This is a genomic window from Pseudochelatococcus lubricantis (assembly GCF_042432495.1).
GTDB classification, from domain to species: domain Bacteria; phylum Pseudomonadota; class Alphaproteobacteria; order Rhizobiales; family Beijerinckiaceae; genus Pseudochelatococcus; species Pseudochelatococcus lubricantis.
Map to the genome: position 1 here is coordinate 744,855 of NZ_JBHLXC010000002.1, position 23,350 is coordinate 768,204.

The 23,350-nt window shown below is 65.4% G+C and carries 22 protein-coding genes, 1 tRNA gene and 1 pseudogene; 5 read left to right on the forward strand and 19 right to left on the reverse strand.

What is annotated here, in order from left to right:
• Positions 1-259 precede the first annotated feature (259 nt).
• From rpsT to ACFFJ7_RS06280, 4 genes are all read right to left on the reverse strand, one after another.
• The gene (gene rpsT, locus ACFFJ7_RS06265; protein ID WP_166948169.1) at positions 260-526 is read right to left on the reverse strand and encodes a 30S ribosomal protein S20; all 267 of its coding nucleotides are present in this window, start codon (positions 524-526) and stop codon (positions 260-262) included.
• 230 nt (positions 527-756) lie between these two features.
• On the reverse strand, positions 757-1,554 hold the full coding sequence (locus ACFFJ7_RS06270) for a TSUP family transporter (RefSeq protein ID WP_377592099.1): 798 nt from the start codon (positions 1,552-1,554) through the stop codon (positions 757-759).
• 95 nt (positions 1,555-1,649) lie between these two features.
• The gene (locus ACFFJ7_RS06275; protein WP_377592100.1) at positions 1,650-2,660 is read right to left on the reverse strand and encodes a polyprenyl synthetase family protein; all 1,011 of its coding nucleotides are present in this window, start codon (positions 2,658-2,660) and stop codon (positions 1,650-1,652) included.
• A gap of 188 nt (positions 2,661-2,848) precedes the next feature.
• Positions 2,849-4,558 (reverse strand): ABC transporter transmembrane domain-containing protein, encoded by a 1,710-nt coding sequence (locus ACFFJ7_RS06280; protein WP_246225036.1) that lies wholly within the window; start codon positions 4,556-4,558, stop codon positions 2,849-2,851.
• A 398-nt stretch (positions 4,559-4,956) separates the two neighbouring features.
• On the opposite strand from ACFFJ7_RS06280, the gene rpmE reads away from it, so the two are divergent.
• Entirely contained in the window at positions 4,957-5,190 is a 234-nt protein-coding gene (gene rpmE / locus ACFFJ7_RS06285; RefSeq protein WP_166948173.1) for a 50S ribosomal protein L31, read from the forward strand.
• Between the two features lie 221 nt (positions 5,191-5,411).
• Here rpmE and ACFFJ7_RS06290 read toward each other — a convergent pair whose 3' ends face one another.
• Together ACFFJ7_RS06290 and chrA are read right to left on the reverse strand one after the other, a co-directional pair.
• Positions 5,412-6,218, reverse strand: coding sequence for a MetQ/NlpA family ABC transporter substrate-binding protein (locus ACFFJ7_RS06290; protein WP_166948175.1), 807 nt, complete (start codon positions 6,216-6,218; stop codon positions 5,412-5,414).
• Positions 6,219-6,354: 136 nt separating this feature from the next.
• Positions 6,355-7,614: a chromate efflux transporter gene (gene chrA / locus ACFFJ7_RS06295; RefSeq protein WP_377591211.1), complete on the reverse strand. Its 1,260-nt coding sequence runs from the start codon at positions 7,612-7,614 to the stop codon at positions 6,355-6,357.
• A 320-nt stretch (positions 7,615-7,934) separates the two neighbouring features.
• Here chrA and purU point away from each other — a divergent pair, with 320 nt between their 5' ends.
• Together purU and folD are read left to right on the forward strand one after the other, a co-directional pair.
• Complete coding sequence (gene purU, locus ACFFJ7_RS06300; RefSeq protein WP_166948179.1) at positions 7,935-8,795, forward strand: formyltetrahydrofolate deformylase; 861 nt, start codon at positions 7,935-7,937, stop codon at positions 8,793-8,795.
• Between the two features lie 3 nt (positions 8,796-8,798).
• Positions 8,799-9,677: a bifunctional methylenetetrahydrofolate dehydrogenase/methenyltetrahydrofolate cyclohydrolase FolD gene (gene folD, locus ACFFJ7_RS06305; RefSeq protein ID WP_377591213.1), complete on the forward strand. Its 879-nt coding sequence runs from the start codon at positions 8,799-8,801 to the stop codon at positions 9,675-9,677.
• Between the two features lie 138 nt (positions 9,678-9,815).
• Here folD and ACFFJ7_RS06310 read toward each other — a convergent pair whose 3' ends face one another.
• The 7 genes from ACFFJ7_RS06310 to ACFFJ7_RS06340 all read right to left on the reverse strand — a co-directional run bounded on the left by ACFFJ7_RS06310 (position 9,816) and on the right by ACFFJ7_RS06340 (position 15,262).
• The gene (locus tag ACFFJ7_RS06310) at positions 9,816-10,583 is read right to left on the reverse strand and encodes an AprI/Inh family metalloprotease inhibitor (protein WP_377591215.1); all 768 of its coding nucleotides are present in this window, start codon (positions 10,581-10,583) and stop codon (positions 9,816-9,818) included.
• Between the two features lie 285 nt (positions 10,584-10,868).
• Entirely contained in the window at positions 10,869-11,654 is a 786-nt protein-coding gene (locus ACFFJ7_RS06315) for a succinate dehydrogenase iron-sulfur subunit (protein ID WP_166948185.1), read from the reverse strand.
• Between the two features lie 38 nt (positions 11,655-11,692).
• Positions 11,693-13,513: a succinate dehydrogenase flavoprotein subunit gene (gene sdhA, locus ACFFJ7_RS06320; RefSeq protein ID WP_166948187.1), complete on the reverse strand. Its 1,821-nt coding sequence runs from the start codon at positions 13,511-13,513 to the stop codon at positions 11,693-11,695.
• A 2-nt stretch (positions 13,514-13,515) separates the two neighbouring features.
• Positions 13,516-13,911 carry a succinate dehydrogenase, hydrophobic membrane anchor protein gene (sdhD, locus tag ACFFJ7_RS06325; RefSeq protein WP_377591218.1) on the reverse strand — a complete coding sequence of 132 codons (396 nt, stop codon included), beginning with the start codon at positions 13,909-13,911 and terminating at the stop codon, positions 13,516-13,518.
• Positions 13,912-13,935: 24 nt separating this feature from the next.
• Positions 13,936-14,349, reverse strand: coding sequence for a succinate dehydrogenase, cytochrome b556 subunit (sdhC, locus tag ACFFJ7_RS06330; RefSeq protein WP_166948191.1), 414 nt, complete (start codon positions 14,347-14,349; stop codon positions 13,936-13,938).
• 243 nt (positions 14,350-14,592) lie between these two features.
• Positions 14,593-14,958 (reverse strand): DUF167 family protein, encoded by a 366-nt coding sequence (locus ACFFJ7_RS06335; RefSeq protein WP_377591221.1) that lies wholly within the window; start codon positions 14,956-14,958, stop codon positions 14,593-14,595.
• 13 nt (positions 14,959-14,971) lie between these two features.
• Positions 14,972-15,262: a YggT family protein gene (locus ACFFJ7_RS06340; protein ID WP_166948195.1), complete on the reverse strand. Its 291-nt coding sequence runs from the start codon at positions 15,260-15,262 to the stop codon at positions 14,972-14,974.
• A gap of 232 nt (positions 15,263-15,494) precedes the next feature.
• Between ACFFJ7_RS06340 and ACFFJ7_RS06345 the strand changes: the two genes are divergently transcribed.
• Positions 15,495-15,570, forward strand: a tRNA-Ala gene (locus ACFFJ7_RS06345).
• A 277-nt stretch (positions 15,571-15,847) separates the two neighbouring features.
• Here ACFFJ7_RS06345 and ACFFJ7_RS06350 read toward each other — a convergent pair.
• Genes ACFFJ7_RS06350 through ACFFJ7_RS06360 form a run of 3 tightly spaced genes read right to left on the reverse strand, consistent with a single transcriptional unit; the run spans position 15,848 to position 18,659 of the window.
• Complete coding sequence (locus ACFFJ7_RS06350; protein ID WP_377591223.1) at positions 15,848-17,650, reverse strand: recombinase family protein; 1,803 nt, start codon at positions 17,648-17,650, stop codon at positions 15,848-15,850.
• Positions 17,620-18,132 carry a DUF2924 domain-containing protein gene (locus tag ACFFJ7_RS06355; protein ID WP_377591225.1) on the reverse strand — a complete coding sequence of 171 codons (513 nt, stop codon included), beginning with the start codon at positions 18,130-18,132 and terminating at the stop codon, positions 17,620-17,622. Before ACFFJ7_RS06355 ends, ACFFJ7_RS06350 begins: the two co-directional genes overlap by 31 nt.
• A gap of 5 nt (positions 18,133-18,137) precedes the next feature.
• Positions 18,138-18,659, reverse strand: a complete 522-nt coding sequence (locus ACFFJ7_RS06360; RefSeq protein ID WP_377591227.1) for a DUF3489 domain-containing protein — start codon at positions 18,657-18,659, stop codon at positions 18,138-18,140.
• 255 nt (positions 18,660-18,914) lie between these two features.
• Here ACFFJ7_RS06360 and ACFFJ7_RS06365 point away from each other — a divergent pair.
• Positions 18,915-19,019 (forward strand): annotated as a pseudogene (locus ACFFJ7_RS06365) (IS481 family transposase); the annotation flags it as partial.
• Positions 19,020-19,393: 374 nt separating this feature from the next.
• Here ACFFJ7_RS06365 and ACFFJ7_RS06370 read toward each other — a convergent pair.
• The 3 genes from ACFFJ7_RS06370 to ACFFJ7_RS06380 are packed head-to-tail and all read right to left on the reverse strand — an operon-like array spanning position 19,394 to position 23,349.
• Positions 19,394-21,085, reverse strand: coding sequence for a long-chain-fatty-acid--CoA ligase (locus tag ACFFJ7_RS06370; RefSeq protein ID WP_377591229.1), 1,692 nt, complete (start codon positions 21,083-21,085; stop codon positions 19,394-19,396).
• 30 nt (positions 21,086-21,115) lie between these two features.
• The gene (locus ACFFJ7_RS06375) at positions 21,116-22,207 is read right to left on the reverse strand and encodes a CaiB/BaiF CoA transferase family protein (protein ID WP_377591231.1); all 1,092 of its coding nucleotides are present in this window, start codon (positions 22,205-22,207) and stop codon (positions 21,116-21,118) included.
• Positions 22,204-23,349 carry an acyl-CoA dehydrogenase family protein gene (locus ACFFJ7_RS06380; protein WP_377591233.1) on the reverse strand — a complete coding sequence of 382 codons (1,146 nt, stop codon included), beginning with the start codon at positions 23,347-23,349 and terminating at the stop codon, positions 22,204-22,206. The genes ACFFJ7_RS06375 and ACFFJ7_RS06380 overlap by 4 nt, the downstream gene beginning before the upstream one ends.
• Between the last annotated feature and the right edge of the window lies 1 nt (position 23,350).

A 23,350-nucleotide genomic window follows, 5' to 3' on the forward strand; every position in this document is an offset into this window, starting at 1 on the left:
AAATAGCGGTTCGGGCGGCGCTCGCGGCACCCTTCCGCCGGCTCCGGCAGGTGCCACATCCGTCGCGCTCCCGCAGCCGCGTCAAGTCCATTTTGCCGACTTCCGTCATCTACCCACAGCGGGATGAAATCCTGCCCGTTCAGGTGCGTCGCCGCAGGCGATGGATGACGACAGCCGGGAGGGGGCACGGAAACAACGAAAAAGCCCGGCTCTCGGCCGGGCTTGCTCGCCATATCTGTCTGCCGGATATCGGGCGCTATCAGGCCTGCAGCGTCTTCACGCGGCTTGCGAGGCGGGAGACCTTCCGCGAGGCAGTGTTCTTGTGCAGGACGCCCTTCTGGGCGGCGCGGACGATCTCCGGCTCCGCCTGACGCAGGGCAGCCAGCGCGACCGTGTGGTCACCGGCGCGGATGGCGTCTTCCACCTTGCGCACGAACGTCCGCATACGGCTCTTGCGGGACTTGTTGACAGCAGTCCTTTGAGCGATTTTACGCACCGCCTTCTTCGCGGACGCAGTATTGGCCATGTTATCCTCTTATCGTCCCTATCGACGCCACGCGAACGACTGGCCGCGCAACCGGGATCGGCTTGGGTGTTGAACTCAGCTTCAGATGTTCGGTCGAGTCGGACATCTGCGCGAAGGCGGACGCCCTGAAATGCAAAACCTTTATGAAGGCGCGCTTATAGTGCTTCCCGCGCCGGTCGTCAATGCCCAACGCATGTCCGGATCGACTTGCGTTGATCATCCCGCCTGCGTCACGGGCTCGGCGCGGCGAACAGCGTGCCGATCGCCGACATGACGGCATTGCGCAGGGGGTTAGCGGGATCGAGCAGCAGCCGCGCCGCCATCGCGCAGCTCACGGTGACGAGCAGCGGGCGGATGATGCGCGCGCCGTTGCGCAGCGCCATCCGCGCCCCGAGCCGCGCGCCCGCATACTGCCCGAGCCCCATCGCCACGCCGATGATGAGGTGGATGCCGCCGGTAAAAGCGAAGAAAAGCAGGGCGCCGATGTTGCTGGCGAAGTTCAGCAGCTTGGTGTGCGCGACCGCGCGCATGATCGACAGGCCGAGCAGCGAGACGAACCCGATCATGAAAAACGAGCCTGTGCCCGGGCCGAAGCAGCCGTCGTAGAAGCCCACGCCCAGCGCGACCGTGAAGGTGAAGGTGCGCGGCGATACGCGCGCCCGGCCCTCTTCGGTCGATACGCGCGGAGAGGCCATGAAATAGATGGCTACCGCGATCAGCAGCAGGGGCATGATGCCGGCGAGCAGATTGGCGGGCATCGCCTTGATGAGCGAGGCGCCGGCGACTGCACCGGCGAAGGAGGCGCCCGCCATCGGCGCCGCCTCCCGCCAGTTCATCTTGCCCGCGCGGGCGAAGGTGAGGGCCGCGGAGAAGGAGCCGAAGCTGCTCTGCAACTTGTTGGTGGCGAGCGCGGCGACGGGGTCCAGCCCCGCCGAGAGCAGCGCCGGCACCGTCAGCAGCCCACCGCCGCCGGCGATGGCGTCGATGAAGCCCGCGACGACCCCGACGGCCGCGAGCACGGCCACCATCCAGAAATCCGCATCCGGCAATTGAGTTTTGTCCGTCCGTTACACTGTTGCCGGATCGTGCCGGAACAGGGCGACAAGGTAGACGGCCGGCGCCGTCAGTAGGCCCGGCCGATGCAGAAAGCCACGGTTTCGATGAGCGCCCGCCGCAGGGGGCTGTCCGGAAAGGCATCGAGCGCCTCGACGGCGATGTCGCCGTAGTGGCGCGCGCGCGCCACTGTCGCCTCCAGCGTGCCGTGGCGGCGCAGGATGCCGACGGCTATCTCCAGATCGCTTTCGGCGATGTCGCCGTTCTCCAGCGTCCGCGACCAGAAGGCGCGCTCGGCCTCGTCCGCCCGCTGCAGCGCGAGAACCACGGGCAGCGTGATCTTGCCCTCGCGGAAGTCGTCGCCGACATTCTTGCCGAGCAGTTCCGACACGCCGCCGTAGTCCAGCGCGTCGTCGACGAGCTGGAAGGCGATGCCGAGCGCGTTGCCGTAGGCGCGCGCCGCCTGCCGCTCCCGCTCGCCCAGCCCGCCCAGGATGGGGCCGACTTCGGCGGCGGCGGCGAACAGCGCGGCGGTTTTCGCCGTGATGACGCCGAGATAGGCCTGCTCGTCAGTGGAAAGGTCCTTGGCGGCGGATAATTGCCACACCTCGCCCTCGGCGATGATAGCGGCGGCGCTGGCGAGCACGTCGAGCGCCGGCAGCGAGCCGACCTCCACCATCATCTTGAAGGCCTGCCCCAGCAGGAAGTCGCCGACGAGCACGCTCGCCTCGTTCCCCCACAGCATGCGCGCCGCGAGCTTCCCTCGGCGCATGTCGCTCTCGTCGACGACGTCGTCGTGCAGCAGGGTGGCCGTGTGCATGAACTCGACGCTCGCGGCGAGCCGCACGCCACCGTCGCCCTCGTAGTCCGACAGCCGGGAGAAGGCCAGCGTCAGCATCGGCCGCAGCCGCTTGCCACCCGAGGAAATGAGATGGCTTGCCACCTCCGGAATCAGCGTGACGTCAGAGCCCGTGCGCGACAGGATGAAGCTGTTGACCCGCTCCATGTCGTCGGCGACGAGCGAGACCAGAGCCTCGATCCCGCCCCGTTCCGCCGGCCTGTCTGCGAGAGGCGCCGCCATGACCACGATATCGACCTCCGTTGCTCGCCCCATCGGGACAGAATTCGCGTGAGCGGCCAACCGGCCGCTCAAGGCATGCCGCAACCATCCCGCGACCGCAAGAGCGGGTATATCGTTTTCCGCCCGATTGCAAAAGGGCGCGGCCACTTTTACTTGCCGGTGCGGCAGCGCGAAGACACACCCGCGCTTCAGGTGCCGAACTGGAGCTGCGCCAGACGGGCGTAAAGCCCGCCGCGCGCCACCAGGCCTTCATGGGTTCCTTCCTCCACGATCCGCCCCTGATCCATGACGAGGATGCGGTCCGCCGACAGCACGGTGGCGAGGCGGTGAGCGATGACGAGCGTCGTGCGGCCCAGCATCAGGCGGTCGAGCGCCTCTTGCACCAGCCGTTCGTTCTCGGCATCGAGCGCCGAGGTCGCCTCGTCGAGCAGCAGGATCGGCGCATCGCGCAGGATGGCGCGAGCGATGGCGAGGCGCTGGCGCTGGCCGCCGGACAGCGTGACGCCGCGCTCGCCGATGAGCGTGTCGTAGCCCTGCGGCAGCCCGGCGACGAAGTCGTGCGCGGCGGCGAGCCGCGCCGCCTCCTCCACCTTCACGAAGTCGGCATCGGGCGTGCCGTAACGGATATTCTCGGTGACGGTGGCGCCGAAGATCACCGGATCCTGCGGCACGATGGCGAATCGTTGCCGCAGCCGCGCGAGGTCGACCTCCCGCGCATCGACGCCGTCGATCAGCACCCGCCCTTGCGCGGGATCGTAGAACCGCTGCAGCAGTTGCAGGACGGTGCTCTTGCCGGCGCCCGACGGACCGACGAGTGCCACCCGCTCCCCTCGCGCCACATGCAGGTCGAGCCCGTCCAGCGTCCGGGTGCCGGCGCGCGTCGGATAGGAGAAGGAGACGTTCTCGAACGCGACCGTCGCCAGCGGCGGTTCCGGCAGCGGCACGGGCGCGGGCGGCGACACGATGCCCGGCCGCGTCGACAGGATCTCGCTGAGCCGTCCGGCTGCACCGGCCGTCTGCGATACCTCGCCCCAGACCTGGCTCAGCTCGCCGAGCGACGAGGCGGCGAACACCGCATAGAGCACGAACTGAGACAGCCGGCCGCCCGTCATCCGTCCGGCCAGCACATCCTGCGCGCCGTACCACAGCACGGCCACCACGCTGGCGCTGACGAGGAACAGCGCGATCGCGGTGAGGAAGGCGCGGGCGCGGGCGGAAAGACGCGCCGCCGTATAGGCTTCCTCCGCTGCGGCGCGGAAATGCTCTGCCGCATGCGCCTCCGCGTTGAAGGATTGCATGGTCCGCACGGCGCCGATGGCCTCCGTGGCATAGGCGTTGGCCATCGCGAGCCTGTCCTGTGCCGCGCGCGAGCGCTTGCGCACCCCCCGCCCGGAGAAGACCAGCGGCAGCACGATGAGCGGGATCGCAGCCAGCACCAGCCCCGACAGACGCGGGCTCGAATAGACCATCATTGCGCTCGCGCCGACGAAGATCACGAAGTTGCGCAGTGCCTGCGAGATACTGGAGCCGAACGCCGACTTGATCTGCGTGGTGTCGGCGGCGAGGCGCGAGGTCAGCTCACCCGTGCGCGCCGTATCATAAAAGGACTGGTCGAGCGTCGTCAGATGGCGGAAGGTGTCGGCGCGCAGGTCCGCGACCACCCGTTCGCCAAGCGTCGTCACGAAATAATAGCGGGTGGCGCTCGCGAGCGCGAGCACCAGCACCACGATGGTGAGCATCAGGAAATAGGCGTTGATCAGCCGGCTGTCGACGCCGGAAAACCCGTAGTCGATGACGCGCCGCACCGCGAGCGGCAGCGCGAGGGTGGCGCCGGCGGCAACAATCAGCGCGACGAGGGCGACGAGGACATGGCCGCGATAGCGCCATGCATAGGGCATCAGGGTCGCAAGCGCGCCGAGCGGCGGACGGCCGGAATCCGCGCCGCGGGAGCCGCCGTCGCCGGCCGACTCGCCGGCCGCGTTGTCTCCCTTCTGCGCTCTGGTCAGCACCCGTCCGCTCCATTGTTGCCGGATCACGATGGAACATCGCTATAGATAGACGGGAACGGTTCCGCAAGGCGTCCGTTGCAACCGTTATAAACTGCGACGAGGTGTCGCCCGCCGGGTGGCGGCTTGTCGCTGCCGGACGGCGCGGGCGCGGCAACGCATGAATTGCCGGCTTGTGTTGTGCGCCATCTTGCGCTATAGGGTCGCGACTTCACCTTTTTCACTGACAGTCGTCAAAGGTCGCCGGCATATGGTTGGCCTCGACGGAGACTTTTTTCGAGGGCTGCGCCATGAAGGCCGATATCCATCCCGACTACCACTTCATCAAGGTCGTGTTGACCAACGGCACGGAATACCTCACCCGGTCCACGTATGGGCAGGCGAACGGCACGCTGAACCTCGACATCGATCCGTCGAGCCATCCGGCGTGGACCGGCGGTTCGCAGCAGCTCCTCGACCGCGGCGGCCGCGTGTCGCGCTTCAACAACAAGTTCGCCGGCATCACCTTCGGCAAGAAGAATTAAGATCACTGCACGCCGCTGCGGCGCCACGCATGGATGGCGCCTCCGGCAACTTCAGCAAGAGCGGCGCCGCTTTTGCGACCGGAGTTGCGCAAGAAGAAAAAGATAGACCATTGCAGCGTTTCCACGAAACGTAGAAATGGTCTCGTCGCATCGTCCTGCAGTCAGACGAAAGCCGGCTCCCGCGGGAACCGGCTTTGTTGTTTCATGGCATAGGGATCGGCTCACCACGCCGGCAGGATCGAGCCCTTGAAGCGGGTTTCGAGGAAGTCCGAGACTTCCTTCGACTGGTAGGCCTCGACGAGCGTCTTCAGCGCGGGCTTGTCCTTGTCTTCCGTGCGCACGGCGATGAAGTTGCCGTAGGGGTTGTTGGTGCGACTTTCCTGCACGAGGGCGTCGGAGACGGGGTTCAGCCCGGCGCCGAGGGCGTAGGTGGTGTTGATCACGGCGCCGTCGAGATCGTCGAGCTGCTTGGTGATCAGTGCGGCGTCGAGTTCCTTGAAGGACACCTTCTTCGGGTTCTCCGAAACGTCGAGCGGCGAGGCGTCGGCTTTCGCCGGATCCTTCAGCTTGATCAGGCCGTTGGCGGCCAGCAGCTTGAGGGCGCGCGCGCCGTTGCTGGGATCGTTGGGGATGCCGATGGATGCGCCTTCGGGCAGGTCCGCGAACGTCTTGTGCTTCTTCGAATAGAAGCCGATGGGCTGGACGATGGTGTAGCCGATCGGGACGATCTTGTAGCCGCGCGCGGCGATCTGCGCATCGAGATAGGGCTTGTGCTGGAAGGCGTTGGCGTCGAGATCGCCGCGCGCCAGCGCCTCGTTCGGCAGCGAGTAGTCGGCGAAGGTCACGAGTTCGACGTCGAGGCCCTTGGTCGCCGCGACCTTCTTCACGACCTCCGCGATCTCCTCTTCCTCGCCGCCGATGACGCCGAGCTTGATCTTGTCCGCCGCCTGCGCGGACGAAAGGGCCGCTACGCCGGCGAGCACCGCGCCGATGGTCAGCGTCGCGATCCTGCGGGTAATCCTTGACATTGCCGTCTCCTGAGAAAAGCTGCGATCCGGCGCGGCGCGCCGGACCTGTGCCTCGAATGTGGCCATATTCCACACAGAATGTCTATGGATTTTATTTTTCCACAGCGGCGGACGTGTTTTTGTTTCCCGGCGGCAATCAGCGCAGCAAGGCGATGCCCGCGCCGCCGAGCGCCGTGAGCAGCACGACGAGCCACGCCGGCGCCCGCCACACCATGAGCAGCAGGATCGAGACACAGACGAGGGCGAAGTCGCGCTCGTCCTTGACGGCGCTCGTCCATACGGGGTGGTAGAGCGCCGACAGCAGGATGCCGACCACCGCCGCGTTGATGCCCGACAGCGCGGCGCGCGCCGTGGGGCGCTCCTTCAGTTGCGACCAGAACGGCAGCACCCCGTAGACGAGAAGCAGGCCGGGCAGGAAGATGCCGGCAAGCGCGATGACCGCGCCCGCAAGGCCGGATGGCGGCAAGGTGTCCACCGCGCCCAGATAGGCGGCGAAGGTGAAGAGCGGACCCGGCACGGCCTGCGCCGCGCCGTAGCCGGCGAGGAAGGCATCGGCGCTCACGCGGCCGCTTTCGACCATTGATTCCTCAAGCAGCGGCAGGATCACGTGGCCGCCGCCGAACACCAGCGCGCCGGCTTTGTAGAACGCGGAGAACAGGGAGGCCGTCGCCGACGCCCACGGCACGAAGGCCGCCGCCAGCAGCAGGGCCGCCAGCGCCAGCGCGACGCGCCCGGCCTGCGGCGATACGCGCACGGGGGCGGGCGGCGCATCGCTCTCCGCCCGCCCGGTGCTGTCGGCGCCGGCGAGCAGCCCGACAACGGCGCCGAGGACGATGGCGAGCAGTTGGCCCGCCGGCCCTCCCGGCACGATGGTGACGATGACGGCGGCGATCGCGAGCGTTGCGTGGAGGCGATCCGTGCAGAAGCTGCGCGCCATGCCCCACACGGCCTGCGCGACTACCGCGACCGCAACGACCTTGAGGCCGTGCAGGATGCCGGTTGCCACGGTGCCCGTCAGGAATGCGGCGCCCTGCGCGAAGGCGAGCAGCAGCAGCACGGAGGGCAGCGTGAAGCCCGCCCACGCCACCAGGCCGCCGGCGAGCCCGCCCCGCATCACGCCCACGGCAAAGCCCGTCTGGCTCGAAGCCGGCCCCGGCAGGAACTGGCAGAGTGCGACGAGATCGGTGAACTCACGCTCCGACAGCCAGCCGCGGCGCACCACGAAGCGCTCGCGAAAATAGCCGAAGTGGGCAATGGGGCCGCCGAAGGAGGTGACGCCCAGGCGGGAAAACTCCAGCAGGATGTCGGCAAGATTCGCGAGACTGTCCGGCGCCCCCGCACGGTCCCGCTCCGAATCGGCGGCGGTGGGGCGGCGGCGATCTTCTGCTTTGCTCATGGTTCGTCGCTCATGGTAACGCGGCCTGTCGCGTTTCAGTTTATAGTTTTTTCAATCTAGGCGGTTCCGGATGAATATCATGTGACGCGGACCTTTGCCCCTGTCATGAAAGCGGGGCCGGCGTCATATGTGGTGAAACCGGCTTTGGATTCCCCGTGAAAAGTGCTACGCGCATGTCGCGCCGTCTTTCGGGCGCGGCTGCTTCGGCGTGATGCGCCGCCACGGCGCCGCCCGCGCGAGGGCCGCTTCGAGCCACGAGACACGGGGCCCGCGGAATGCGGGCCTCCCGACGAGGACCCGCCACGCGGCGGGAGCAAGTGATGCCGGAAGAGAAGTACTTTCTAAGCCTGTCGTGCCGTAACCGCCCCGGAATTGTCGCCGCGGTGGCGCGCTGTCTGTTCGAGGGAGGCGCCAACATCCGCGAGGCGCACCAGCATGACGACGTCGAGACCGGGACCTTCTTCTCGCGCATCGGCTTCAATTTCGTCAGAGGCGGCGATCTCGACGACATGCGCCGTGCCTTCGCCGCCGTTGGCGAGGAGTTCGGCATGACGTGGTACATGCGTCCCGTCTCCCTCCCGCAACGGGTACTCGTGCTGGTTTCGCGCTTCGACCATTGCCTCGCCGACATCCTGTATCGCTGGCGCATCGGCGAACTCAACATGACCATCGCCGGCATCGTCGCCAACTATCCGCGCGAGACCTACCAGCACCACGACTTCGACGGCATCCCCTTCGACTATCTGCCCGTGACGCGGGAAACTAGGGCAGAGCAGGAAGCGCAACTGTGGCGCATCGTCGAGGAACGACAGGTCGACCTCGTCATCCTCGCGCGCTATATGCAGATCCTGTCGCCGGAACTGGCGTCGCGGCTCGCCGGGCGATGCATCAACATCCACCACTCGTTCCTGCCCGGCTTCAAGGGCGCGCGGCCCTATCATCAGGCCCACGAGCGTGGGGTGAAGCTCATCGGCGCCACGGCCCACTACGTCACCGGCGACCTCGACGAAGGCCCGATCATCGAGCAGGACGTGGAGCGCGTGACGCATCAGGACACGCCGGATGCGCTGGTGCGCAAGGGCCGCGACATCGAGCGGCGCGTGCTGTCGCGCGCCCTTGCGTGGCATCTCGACGGGCGCGTCATTCTGAACGGCCGCAAGACCGTCGTATTCAGGGATTGAGCGATGAGTGCAAGGATTATCGACGGCAAGGCCATCGCGCAGGAGTTGCGCGACGCCATAGTGGCGGAAGTGGCGGGCATCGCGGCGCGTGGCGGCGGGCAGCCCGGGCTCGCCGTCGTGCTTGTCGGCAATGACCCCGCGAGCGAGGTCTACGTCGGCTCGAAGGCGCGCCAGACAGTCGCCGTCGGCATGCGCTCGTTCGAGTATCGCCTGCCCGCCGACGTGCCGGAAGCAGACCTGCTGGCGCTGGTCGACCGGCTGAACCGCGATGACGCCGTCGACGGCATCCTGGTGCAGCTGCCGCTGCCGAGCCACGTCGACGCCAACCGCGTGATCGAGGCAATCGACCCGGACAAGGACGTTGATGGGTTTCACCCGGTCAACGCCGGGCGGCTGCTGATCGGCCTGCCCGGCCTCGTTCCCTGCACGCCGCTTGGCTCGCTGCTGTTGCTGCAGAGCGTGCATCACGACCTTTCCGGTCTGTCTGCGGTGGTTGTCGGGCGTTCGAACATCGTCGGCAAGCCGCTGGCGCAACTCCTGCTGCAGCAGAATGCCACCGTCACGATAGCCCATTCCCGCACCCGCGATCTGCCGGCCGTCTGCCGTGGCGCGGATATCCTGGTGGCGGCGGTCGGTCGTCCGGAAATGGTGCGCGGCGACTGGATCAGGCCCGGTGCGACGGTGATCGATGTCGGCATCAACCGCCTGCCGCCCGCGCCTGGCGCGGCGAAAGGGCGCCTCGTCGGCGATGTCGCGTTCGAGGAGGCGAGGGCGGTCGCGGGCGCGATCACGCCCGTGCCGGGCGGCGTGGGGCCCATGACCATCGCCTGCCTGCTGCGCAATACGCTGCAGGCCTTTAAGGCGCGGCACGGAATTTACTGACCGCAAGGCGCATTCGGTCGCGCATCCGGATGCCCTCTCGCAGAACGGTCGGCCTGATTCAGCGCATTTTCCGATCACACCAGACCGGAAAATGCGCTGCAATTCTCTCTCTTGCGCGAATTCTGGCGCCGAACAGCTTCAGCGTGACAGCGATACCGGTGCGCCGGACTTGGCCAGCACGCCGTTGAAGTTGCCGCCGCCGCCGCGCAGCCGCGCGACCACATTGCCGCGCGCGTAGAGATAAACCTCGTTGCCGCGCAGGTCCCAGGCGTTGACGCTCTTCAGGTCCTGCGAGGCGCAGCCGCTGGACGAGGCCCGGTAGAGATCGAGCGAAGGCGCGCTCGACAGCGTGACCCGGCAGGAACTGCCGGCAGCCTCGCTCGCCCGCCAGCTTCCTGTTACCGACGTGCGCGAGGGAGCGACAGCCGGCGGCGGCGCTGCCGGCGGCGGAGACGCGGGCAGGGAGGCGACGGGGCCGGGCGGCGGATTGTTGTCCAGCGCGGCATTCGGGTCCGCCCCCTGCGACAGGTCGGCTCCCGGCGGCGGCGTGGTGGCCGACGGCATGGGTGTGAGGGTTGGCTCCGGCGCGGCTTGCGAGCCGGGCGGCGGCGGCAGCGGCGTGGAAACCACCGGGGCTGCGGGCGCGCGGCGGGGTGCGGGCTCGATATCGTCAACCGGCGCGGCGATGACGCGGGGACCACCGCCGACGGGACCGCCATAGGGACCGGACGTCGAGAAGCGGGCGGAATCGGCGCACGCGCCGAGAAGCAGCGCGCCACCCAGCGCCGGCGCGAAGCGCATGGCGCGTCGCCAGCGCCGGTTCGCGGCCCGGGGCGTCGAAGCCTGAAGACGCGCGGCGACAACGCCAATCGTCCCTTCCGCGACCCTGATCATGCCGGAGTTCATCTCATTCCCTCGCGATAGCAAACGCACTGCAACGACCGGTTCGATGCGCTAACAAATGGATAAAGCTGTGATGTTATCCATATCTTGTGTCCGCAGCTCAATCATGACCTGTTGACGAGCAACAGCGTCAATCCGCCCTTTTGTCCTTGTGCCATGAATACGGACAAATCGGGAGAAGATTTTCGCAGCAAGGGATCATCTCAATGAAATATGGCGCATTCCTGCAACAGAATGCGCCATATTTTGCAAGAAGTTGTGATAAATGGCCACGCTACCCGGCCGGCGTCATACCTGCCGCACCACCATCATCTGCTTGATTTCGGCGATCGCCTTGGCCGGATTGAGCCCCTTCGGGCAGGCGTTGGCACAGTTCATGATGGTGTGGCAGCGGTAGAGCCGGAACGGATCCTCAAGGCCGTCGAGCCGCTCGCCCGTCGCCTCGTCCCGGCTGTCGATCAGCCAGCGGTAGGCCTGCAGAAGGGCGGCGGGGCCGAGATAACGGTCGCCGTTCCACCAGTAGCTCGGGCACGACGTCGAGCAGCAGGCGCAGAGGATGCACTCGTAAAGCCCGTCGAGCTTCTGGCGATCCTCATGGCTCTGGCGCCATTCCTTCTCAGGCGCGGGCGTCACCGTGTGCAGCCACGGCTCCACCGAGGCATGCTGAGCGTAGAAGCGGGTGAGGTCGGGCACCAGATCCTTCACCACAGGCATGTGCGGCAGCGGATAGATGTTGACGATGCCGTTCTGCGCCACCTCGTCGATGCCGCGCGTGCAGGCGAGGGTGTTCGAACCCGAGATGTTCATCGCGCACGAGCCGCAGATGCCCTCGCGGCAGGAGCGGCGGAAGGTCAGCGTCGCGTCGACGTTGTTCTTGATCCAGATCAGCGCGTCGAGCACCATCGGGCCGCAATCGTCGCGGTCGACGTGATAGCTGTCCATGCGCGGGTTGTTACCCGTGTCGGGATCGTAGCGGTAGATGTTGAACAGCGTGGTCCGCGTGGCCCCAGCCGGAGCCGGCCAGACCTTGCCGGACGTCACCCGCGAATTCTTCGGAAGCCTGAACTCAGCCATTGTCTTTGCTCTCTTCGCTCATCCTTGCGGGGGCCGTATCAGTAGACGCGCGCCTTCGGCTCGATGTACTGGATTTCGTTGGACATCGTGTAGGTGTGCACCGGACGGTAATCGAGCGTCACCTTTTGCGAACTGGTGTCGAGCCACGCCAGCGTGTGCTTCATCCAGTTGGCGTCGTCGCGGTTCGGATAGTCCTCGCGGGCGTGGGCGCCGCGGCTCTCCAGCCGGTTGAGCGCGCCCTCCATCGTCACCACGGCCTGCGTGATGAGATTGTCGAACTCCAGCGTCTCGACGAGGTCCGAATTCCAGATCAGCGAGCGGTCGGTGACGTGGACATCCGCAGCGGACGACCACACCTCGTGGATCAGCTTCACGCCCTCTTCCAGCACCTCGCCGGTGCGGAACACGGCGCAGTTGGACTGCATCGTGCGCTGCATGTTGAGACGCAGTTGCGCCGTCGGCGTGGAGCCCGACGCATGGCGGAAGTGGTCGAGACGCGACAGCGCCAGTTCGGCCGAGTTCTTCGGCAGCTCCGGCTGCTTCTCGCCCGGGTTGACGATTTCGGCGGCACGCAGGCCAGCCGCGCGGCCGAACACGACAAGGTCGATCAGCGAGTTAGATCCCAGGCGATTCGCGCCGTGCACCGACACGCAAGCCGCCTCACCGAGCGCCATCAGGCCGGGGACGATCGAGTCGGGGTCGCCGCCGCGCTTCGTCACCACCTCGCCGTGGTAGTTCGTCGGGATGCCGCCCATGTTGTAATGGACGGTCGGCAACACCGGAATAGGCTCCTTCGTCACGTCGACGCCGGCGAAGATGTGAGCCGATTCGGAAATGCCCGGCAGGCGCTCCGCCAGGATGGCCGGATCGAGGTGATCGAGGTGCAGGTAGATGTGGTCCTTGTTCTTGCCCACACCGCGGCCTTCGCGAATCTCGATCGTCATCGAACGCGACACCACGTCGCGCGAGGCGAGGTCCTTGGCGGAGGGCGCGTATCGCTCCATGAAGCGCTCGCCCTCGGAATTGGTGAGGTAGCCGCCTTCGCCGCGCGCGCCCTCGGTGATCAGGCAACCCGCCCCGTAGATGCCGGTGGGGTGGAACTGCACGAACTCCATGTCCTGCAGCGGCAGGCCGGCACGCAACACCATGGCGTTGCCGTCGCCCGTGCAGGTGTGGGCGGAGGTGGCCGAGAAGTAGGTGCGGCCGTAGCCGCCGGTGGCCAGAATGACGAGCTGCGCCCGGAAGCGATGCAGGGTGCCATCGTCGAGCTTCAGCGCCACGACGCCCCGGCAGCGGCCCTCATCGTCCATGATCAGGTCGATGGCGAAATACTCGATGAAGAATTCCGTGTTGTTCCGGACCGCCTGCCCGTAAAGCGTATGCAGCATGGCATGGCCGGTGCGGTCGGCGGCCGCGCAGGTGCGCTGCGCGGTGCCCTTGCCGAAATGCGTCGTCATGCCGCCAAAGGGGCGCTGGTAGATCTTGCCCTCTTCGGTGCGCGAGAACGGCACGCCCCAGTGCTCCAGCTCGTAGACGGCTGCGGGCGCGTTGCGCACCAGATATTCGATGGCGTCCTGATCGCCGAGCCAGTCCGACCCCTTGACGGTGTCGTACATATGCCACTGCCAGTTATCCTCGCCCATGTTGCCGAGCGAGGCCGAGATGCCGCCCTGCGCCGCGACGGTGTGCGAGCGGGTGGGGAACACCTTCGTGACGCACGCCGTGCGCAGACCGGCCTGCGAACAGCCGACGGTGGCGCGAAGACCCGCGCCGCCCGCGCCCACCACCACCACATCGAACGTGTGATCGGTGATCGGATAGGCGTTGCCGATGACGGCGGGAGAGGAAAGCGTGGCCATCGTTAAACCCCGAACGAAATCTTGAGAACGGCGAAGATCGCCGCAATGGCGACGGCCGCGGTGAACAGCGTGTTGGCGATCACCGCCGCGACCTTACATCCCTCGTGATGGACATAGTCCTCGATCACGACCTGCAGGCCGAGGCGGCCGTGGATCGCACCGGTGACGACGAACAGCAGCAGGATGATGGCGGTGAGCGGATGGCCGACCAGCGCCCGCGCCGCCTCGTAGTCGCGCCCCGAGGCGCAGATGACGATGGCGATGAACGCGAGAACCAGCGGCACCAGCGCCACGGCGGTCAGCCGCTGCTGCCAGAAATGCCCGGTGCCCGACTTCGCCGAGCCAAGACCGCGAACGCCCTTGACCGGCGTGCGGATGGAGAAATCAAACTGTCCCATTGCAGCCTCCTGTCCGATGCCCGGTTAGCCGACGCTCAGGCCGATGGCCCACAGAACCACCGTCAGGATGCCGGAAACGATCAGCGTGGCGCGCGCCATTCCCATGCGCGTCTTGAGGTCGTAGCCGTAGCCGAGATCCCAGACGAAGTGCCGCAGCCCGCCCGCGAGGTGGTGCAGCAGCGCCCAGGTGTAGCCGAACAGCACGAAACGGCCGATGGCCGAACCGAACACGGCCTGGGCCGTGGCGAAGGCGTCCGGCCCCGCCGCCAGCGAGACCAGCCAGTACACCAGCAGCAGCGTGCCGGCATAAAGGGCGACGCCGGTGGCGCGGTGGATGACCGACATGGCCATTGTCCATGTCAGCTTGTAGATCTGCAGGTGGGGGGACAGCGGACGAGCCACTGCGCGCGGGGTGGTGGGGGCTTTCGCCTCGGCCATGATCTCAGGTCTCCTCCATGACCGCGGTGCCCCTGGCGGGCACGGACGGTAAACCGGAGCACGCTCTTACAGTCTAGAGCTACTCGAAGTTGCAATGCTTCGTATCCAATATGTCGCACGTTAGCAACGTATTGCGCCGAATCCCCGGTGACAAAATTTTCCGTCTGTCACTGCGCCGTTCCGGGGCGGGGAGGGCTTGCCTGTGCGGGGGCTGGCTGCGCCTCGGCCCAGCCCCTGCACCCGTCATTTGCGGCGGGCGGATTTTCCGGCAGCGCCACTGTCGGTCGCGTCGAGGCAGTCGGCAAGGGCCGCGGCGATTCTGTCCGCGTCTCCCGACAGGCGGACGGATTTCAAGCGCGAGGTATGGCCGGCGATCACTTCCGCAGCGGACGCCGGCAGGCCCGCGCTCTTCGCCACCAGCTTCAGCAGCGCGGCATTGGCCGCGCCGTCCTCCGGCACCTGGCGCACGCGCGCCAATATCACGTGCCGCCCGTCCGACAGGATGCCCCGTCCGTCGATCGAATCACGTCCGCCCCTGGGCGTGAGCCGCACGGTGAGGATGAGGCCCTCGCGCTCCGCCCGCCACGGTTCCGTTTTTCCGGCGTCCATCGAAGCCGCGCCGTCAGGGCAGCAACGGCCGCAGGTAACGGTCGATGAAGCTTTGCAGGAAGAACACGCCGAGCAGCAGAATCACCGGCGAGATATCGATGCCGCCGAGATTGGGCAGCACGCTGCGGATGGGGCGCAGCAGCGGTTCCGTCAACTGGTAGAGGAAGTTCACCGCCGAATGGACGAAGCCGTTGCGGGTGTTCACGACGTCGAAGGCGATCAGCCAGCTCAGAATGGCGCTGGCGATAATGACGTATGTATAGAGGTTCAGCACGAGCTGAACGACGTCGAGCACCGATTGCATGTCGTCTCCTGGGGCAGTCTTCCGGGGCAGGCTTCAAGGCCGCCGAAGCAAATGTCGCCACACCTTATAGCCTTCACTTCGGCCAAGAGCCAGATGTAAGAGCCAGATGTGTTCGGGCGCGGCGCACAACGGCGACCGGCGGCCGCGCGGCGATGCCTGTGCACAAATCGACCGATCCGGGCAAGGAACCGATTGACAGCGCGCCGGCCGGGACATACAAGGCCAGCACCTTGGGGCTGTAGCTCAGTTGGGAGAGCGCTGCAATCGCACTGCAGAGGTCGTGAGTTCGAATCTCATCAGCTCCACCAGTCACCCCGCCCTTGCGGGGTTTTTCGTGTCCCGTTCCCAATGGATACGACATTTCCGTAGGTTAGCCGGGATGGTCTCTGCCCGGGTGGCCGTTGCGGGGCCTTCCTGCCCTGTTTCCACCCTCTCCTCAGGCTCCGTCTCTGCCGGGCCATTTCCGTGACCACTTGGCCTGCCACACGATGCTAGGTGATCGCCGGGATGTAGCGGGCTGTCCGGAGGGATCGATTATGGGTGCCGGGCGTCGGGCGAGCCGACTGATTCGGCCGATGCCTTCGTTTACATTCCGAGCGTGTCGGCCTGTTCCGACCAGAGATACGGGACATCGATGGACCGCGCCAGGGTGCGGGCGGTGAGGTCTGCCGGTTGACGCCCAGTCAGAATCGCATCGGTGATCGCCGGCGACAGGAAGGCGAGGGGCAGGATACGGCTGATGTCGGCACGATAAACGCCGAGCTCACGCGCCAGTTCCACAATCGATGATACCGAACCATCCGTGAGCCGGGCGAGATAGAGATGGGCGCGCGCCAGCAAATCGATCAGCGACGCCTCAGGTTCCCGCGCGGTTCCGTTGATGACGATGCGCGCCTCCAGTCCCCGCCGCTTGATCGCAACCGGCCGATCGATCACGCATGTTTCCGCCGCATCTTCGGTTGTCGGATCTTGGGATAGTTGATCCCGACAGTCGACGGGTTCCCGACCCGTCGACGCAAGCAGGTGGCTGACCAGCGTCTGTTTACGGACCTCGAAGCTGATCTTGTGGGGCGAAAGCGCGATCCTTCGGAAAAGCGCATGGAGAATCTTCTTCCGCGGTTCAGACACCGCATCGTTCTGCAGGGCGGCTGCCATTGCCGAAGCGGCCGACAATGCCCCCTCGATGCGATCGGCGGGGACAGCGTACTCCTGCAACCAGATTGCAATCAGGGTTCGATCCAGCAAAATTTCACAGGCCTGCCTCAGGACAATCCCTTCCAGTTCGCCGGCCGCGATGCGCCAGCTCCCTTCCTTGCTGGACGGATCGTGCCTGAGACGGCGCGAGACATAATAACGGTAGCGCTTGCCGTGATTATAGGCGTGGGTCGGACCGAGCCCGTCGCCGGTGTCATCGACCACGAGACCGGTCAGCAGATGGATGTCCAGGCTGTATGATCGGTATTTTCTTTTCCGGGACTTGTCTGCGAGCAGGGGTTGTGCCGCCTCGAACATGGCCGGATCGATGATCCCCTCGTGCTCTCCCTCATAGACCTCGCCATGATAGCGTGCCTTGCCGATATAGACCGGGTTCGACAGCAACCGATGGAGCCGGCCCCTGCTCATGGGTGCGTGTTGCGGAGCGAGCTTGTCGCCCTGACCATCGACCTCCTTGGCAAGTTCCACCACCGATCCCACTTCGAGATAGCGGCTGAACAGATGCCGCACCTTTTCTGCCCCGCCCTCATCGACGATCAGCTTGCGGTTCTCGACGCGATAACCGAGCGGTACCGTACCACCCATCCAGATGCCCTTCCTGCGCGAGGCGGCGATCTTGTCGCGGATGCGCTCCGCCGTTACCTCGCGTTCGAACTGGGCGAAGGAGAGCAGGACGTTGAGCGTCAGCCTGCCCATGGACGTGGTGGTGTTGAACTGCTGGGTGACGGAAACGAAGGAGACGCCGCTCGCGTCAAAAATCTCGACGATCCTGGCGAAATCCATCAGCGAGCGGGTGAGCCGGTCGATCTTGTAGACCACCACTACGTCGACCTTCCGCTCCCGGATGTTCTGCAGCAGGCGCTGCAAGGACGGTCGTTCCATCGTGCCGCCCGAGATACCGCCATCATCATAGCGGTCGGGGACCAGCTTCCAGCCGAGGCCGGATTGCGAGGCGATGAAGGCGGCGCAGGCTTCGTGCTGGGCATCGAGCGAGTTGAACTCCTGATCGAGCCCTTCCTCGCTCGATTTGCGGGTATAGATCGCGCAGCGCTGCCGGGGCTGCGATGAGCGGGGGGAGCCATTTCCATTGGTGTTGTTCCTGCCGCTACTACTGGCGGGGCTCCTCGTTGTGCCATTTCCCCTCATAACCCGAAGAACCTCGGCCCGGACCAATGCGTGCCGGTTATCGCACGGGCGATCGCCGTCAGCGAACGATAGATCTTCGCCTCATGGACGAAACCATTCTCGATGACGTCGACGATGTGAGTGCGGCCATTCCACTCACGCAACAACCGGGCACCGGGGCGCAGGATCTGGCGTTTCCGGGTGGTGATCTCCAGGCTGGTTACCAGCGGCAGCACATCGGTCGGACCAAGATCGGCATCATCGATCGGGCCTGCGGCGCCTTCCTTCTTTCCTGCGATCCGCTCTTCACGTTGCCGCATCGCCTCCTTCAAACGTCGCCTCGTCTCAGGCTTGAAACCACCCAGCCGCCTTGCCTGCAGATGCCACGTCGCCGAGTGGATCAGAAGAGCGTTCCGCACGCCGACGGGTGGCGGATGGCCATGGGCCTTGATCCAACGTGCAGCCAGTTCCTCCCGCGAGAGGTCGCCGATCGCGCCGACCTCCTCGTCCAGCGCAAAAATCTTTCTCATGAGGATCACCCGGCCTTGCCGCTTGTGCCGCCGTCGTCGATTCGGTATCGGCGGATGCCGTCCCTACCGGTATCGGAGATCAGCCTCAGGCCGAGCTTCTTCCTGACCGTTCCCGACAAGAAGCCACGTACCGAATGGAGCTGCCAGCCTGTGACCTCGGCAAGCTGGGCGATCGTCACGCCCCTCGCCAGACGCAGTTTTTTAAGGACGATATCGGTCTTTTTTTGGGCGGGGGTAGTGGCCCTATGGGGCCATCTGGCCCGGTTAGAATTCACCGCTGTGGCAACGGCTATTCCTTGCCCTTGAGCGACGCTCGTTCGAGGGGCTGGGCTCCGCTTCTCGGGCTCGGCCTTCATGGGGGCCGACTTCCCCGCTGCCGATGCGATGGTTTCCGGGTTTCTCTCGTGCCCGGTTTTTTGCCTGGTTTTCAGGCTTGCTTCCGCTTGTTTCTGCAAGACCCGCCCGCCATCCGGAACAGCATCTTCGTCATTTGCAAGGGCGGATGTGATGGTGTTGATCAATGCCATGTTGGCTCTCCGTCAGTACAGCCACCGGATCATCCAGCGCCTGTACTGACGAAAGCCCGCTATCCGGGCCGGCCGTGAGCTTCAGCGGCAGGGGGCGCTTCAGCGACCCCGTTACTGTTAGCACGACATTATGCTCGCTTGTGCACCAAAGTCCAGCGGCTACCAAGCTAGCTGTGAGCTTTCAGGAGGTTGTCCATTCGGAGCGGATTTCGGAGACTGGAGTTACCACACCTCAGTTTTCCAGGATCGCTCCGAATGAACATACACAAGAATGCCCGACTGACGCCCTTGCGTCGAGAGGAAATGGCCGTCGGCGTTATCAGTGGCCGGTTGTCTCGCGCACAAGCTGTCCGTGTCTACATGGAGCGTGTGTTCGGGCTACTCGATCCGCAGAAGGGGTCGGTGATGCAGCAGGTGCATATTCTCGAGAACTATCCGCTGGTGGCCGGCATCGTGGCCTCGACGGATGCGATCGGCATCGTCAGCGCCGATTACGCGGAAACCCGGACGTTCCGGAAGCATTTCGCGATCCTGCCTTTCGAACTCGGCGAACCCATGCCGCTCGCCGCAGCGTCGCGCGCCCGCTGGACCCCGACCCGCCCGATGCAGCATTTCATGACAGCCCTGCGGAACCACCCGCTGACCGGCAGGGATCCGATGTGAGGGCGGTTCCGGCTTTACGGCGTTGTTTACAGCTGGAGAGACGCATCTCGACGCGATGCGGACCGTGTGGGTCAACCCTTCTGCGCCGGATCGGCCGTATAGCGATCGGCGTAGACCGTCCGGATCACCTTTTTATCGAACTTGCCCACACTGGTGCGCGGAATCCTGTCGAGGAACAGGATCTCGTCCGGCAACTGCCATTTTGCAAAGCTGCCCAGAAGGTGTTCCCGCAAGTCTTCGGCGCTCGCTTCCTCCCCCGGTTTGAGCACCACGAGCGCCAGTGGCCGCTCCTGCCATTTAGGGTGCTGGACGCCGATCACCGCGGCCTCGAGCACCGCCGGGTGCCCGACCAGGGCGTTTTCCATGTCGATCGACGATATCCATTCGCCGCCCGACTTCACGACATCCTTGATGCGGTCCGTGACCTTCACGTAACCGTCGGAATCGATCGTGCCGACGTCGCCGCTGCGCCAGTAGCCGTCGATGAAACGGTCTCCGTCATCCGGCATGTCGTGGTAACGGGCGGTGATCCAGGGACCGCGCACACAGATTTCGCCAACGGTGACGCCGTCGTGGGGAAGGGCGCGGTTGTCCGCGTCCAGGATCAGGAAGTCGACACCCGGGGCCATCAGTCCTTGCTTGCGCTTGAGGTTCCAGCGTTCCTCGGCACTGAGACGCCGCTTCACGGAGGGCTTGAACCGGTTCAGGGCGATGATGGGTGACGTTTCCGTTGCGCCGTAAGCATGCACGATCTCCGCGCCTGTCAGGTCGTGGAAGCCGCGCATCATCGACAATGGCGGCTCTGTGGCGCCGGAAAGCATGCGCAGACGCCTGAGGTCGGGCTTTTCCGGCAGCGTTTCGATATAGCGCAGCATGGGCAGGAAGATGGCAGGGGCGCCGTTGGTCACGGTCACGCCTTCTGCGATCATCGCATCCGTCAGCGGCGCGGTGTCCTCCATGACGTAGCGGCCCGGCAGCACGATCTTGTTGGCGGTGAAGGTCGCCGCCTGCGGCAGGCCCCAACATTGCCCGTGGAACATCGGTGTGATCAGCATAGTGCAGTCGTCGAGAGTCATTTCGAGCGTCGTCGCCAGCATCATGGCGTGAAGGTAGACAGACCTGTGTGAGTAGTAGACGCCTTTGGGCCTGCCCGTCGTTCCCGTGGTGTAGCAGGCGCCCCAGGCGGAGCGCTCGTCGATCATCGGCCATTCGATCGCTTCGTCTGCGTTGGCCAACAGATCTTCGTAGTGGTAGACGGGAGAAAGACTGGTCGTGATCTCGGCAAGCGGCGTGTCGCTCATCACGATCCATCCCCTGACGTTTGGGGCGAGGGGGGCCAGCGTCTCGGCGATCGGCAGCAGGCTTTCGTCGACGGCGATGAAGCGCGTGTCGCTATGCGTGACGACATAGGCGAGGTCTTCCGGGCCAAGCCGCTGGTTGAGCTGGAGCATGACGGCGCCGAGGCCGGGAACCGAGTAGTAAAGCTCGAAATGGCGGCGGGTGTTCCAGTCGAGCACGCCGACGCGGTCGCCGGGGGTGACGCCGATGCCCGCGAGCGCATTGGCGCCGCGCTTGATACGCCGGTAGCATGCATCGTAGGTGTAGCGGTCCCAACCGTCGTCCCCGGTGCGATAGACGATCTCCTGCTCGGGATGGGTCCTGGCAGTGTGCCGGATCAGGGACGTGGTGTTGAGCTGGTAATCGTCGCCCATGGTGGAGGGGCAGCCCTGGATGATCCGGTATGGGCGTTTCGCTTTGGTCATTTTTCTTGTCTCCGGTAATTGTATCGGCCTTTAATCACTGTCGTGGCTTTGTGGGCCGGGTATATCCTTGGGCGCATTGTCATCGAGCGGACGAAAACGCGGGGCCGCAAGCGGCCGGACCACTCCATTCCTGTCAGATGCGTAAGCGCGGCGCGAAACGATATGAGGATGTCGCGCCGCCTCGTCATGGTCCAGCACCGGAGCGAAGCAGACGTCGCTGCCTTCCAGCAGAAGGGACCATTCCGCCCGCGTGCGACCGGCGAAGAGCGCCGCCATGTGCGCTTTCAGCGCAGGCCATTGCGCTGTGTCGTACTGGGCGGCGGGGTCGACATCGGTCAATCCGAGCCGTTCCAGAAGCAGCGCGTAGAACTGCGGCTCCAGAGCGCCAACAGTGATGAAGCCGTCGGCGCAGGGATAGACATCGTAGAAGGGCGAATCGTGGAAGGCGCTTGGCCGTCCGGCTGCGAGCTGTCCGTTCGCCTTTAGCCATTGCACCAGCGTGCCAAGCATGGCGACGATGTCGACAATCGCCGCATCGACCACCCGTCCAGGGGCGCCGCGACCCACGTCGAGCAGCGCCGCGACCATGCCGAAAGCCAGGCCGAGCGCGCCCGAAGCATCCCCCACTATGGTCGGTGGAACGATCGGCGCCGCGCCGTCGCGGGAAGAGAGGGGGAGGAGACCGGTCAGGGCAACGTAGTTGAGGTCGTGCCCGGCAGTCTGTGCCAAGGGTCCATCCTGTCCCCAGCCGGTCATGCGCCCGTAAACGAGGTGCGGATTGCCGGACGCGAAGTCGGAGGGGCCGAGGCCAAGACGTTCCATCACGCCAGGCCGGAAGCCTTCGATCAGGCCGTCGGCTTCTTCCACCAGTGCCCGCGCCCTTGCGCGCCCGTCCGGGGACTTGAGATCGAGCGTTTCCACCCGCTTGCCGCGACGAAGCAGGTCGGTGTCGTCTTTTTCGGTCGTCGAAGCGGCGCCGGGGCGCACGATCAATGTGATGTCGGCGCCCATGTCAGCAAGAATCCGCCCCGCCAGCGGGCCGGGGCCGAGGCCCTCGAACTCGACGATGCCGATGCCGCGAAGTGGCGATGCGAGAGCGGGCGATGCGAGAGCGCTTGTCACAGCTTGCGCGCGATCAGGTCTTTCATGACCTCCGTCGCGCCTCCGTAGATTTTCTGGACCCGCGCGTCCGCATAGAGCCGGGCGATGGGATACTCGGTGATGTAGCCATAGCCTCCGAAGAGCTGCAGGCAGGCATCCATCACCTTGCATTGCTGTTCCGTGCACCACCACTTGGCCATATAGGCCGCTTCGTCGTCGAGCTTGCCGTCGACCAGGCGCTGGATGCAGTCATTGACGAAGGTGCGCACGACGTGTGCGATCGTCGCGACTTCCGCCAGCACGAAGCGGGTATTCTGGAGGTCGTAGAGCGTCTTACCGAACGCTTTGCGCTCCTTGGTGTACTCCAGCGTTACCGCCAGCGCCCGCTCGATCGCCGCCGCCGCCGGCACCGCGATGAGAAGGCGCTCGTAGGGCAGTTGCCCCATGAGCTGGGCGAAGCCCCGGCCTTCCTCGCCGCCGAGCAGATTCCCGACCGGCACGTTGACGCTCTCGAACGACAGCTCGGCCGTATCGGAAGCATGCTGTCCGATCTTCTCCAGCAGTCGACCAACGTGGAACCCCTGCAGGTTCTCGGTTTCGAGCACGATAAGCGAGATACCGCGGCTGCCTTCCTCGCCGGTGCGGGCGACCACGATCAGCAGGTTGCCGGTGCGGCCGTTGGTGATGAAGGTCTTGGCGCCGTCGATGATATAACGGTCGCCATCACGGCGCGCGCGGGTTTTGATGGCCTTGAGATCGGAACCGCAGCCGGGTTCCGTCATGGCTATACCGGCCAGCATCTCCCCGCTGGTGAGCCTGGGCAGCCAGCGTTTTTTCTGCTCCTCGGTGCCGTAGTCGGCGATATAGTGGGTGGCGATGCTGTGCACGGAAATATTGACCGGCATTTCTGCCCGGGCCAGTTCATCCTGCACCACGAGCTGGTAGGCGGGAGAGGCGCCGGCGCCGCCGTAGTTCTCGTCGATTTCCGGCAGCAGGAAGCCCATGGCGCCGAAGCCGCGCCAGACCTCGCGGGGAATGAAGCCCTGACGACGCCAGCCATCGAGGTGCGGGGAGAACTCGTTGGCGACATAGCGCTGGACTTGCCCGCGAAACGCCTCGATGGAATCATCCATCCAGGGGTGGCGGTGGAGTTGGGGCAGCATG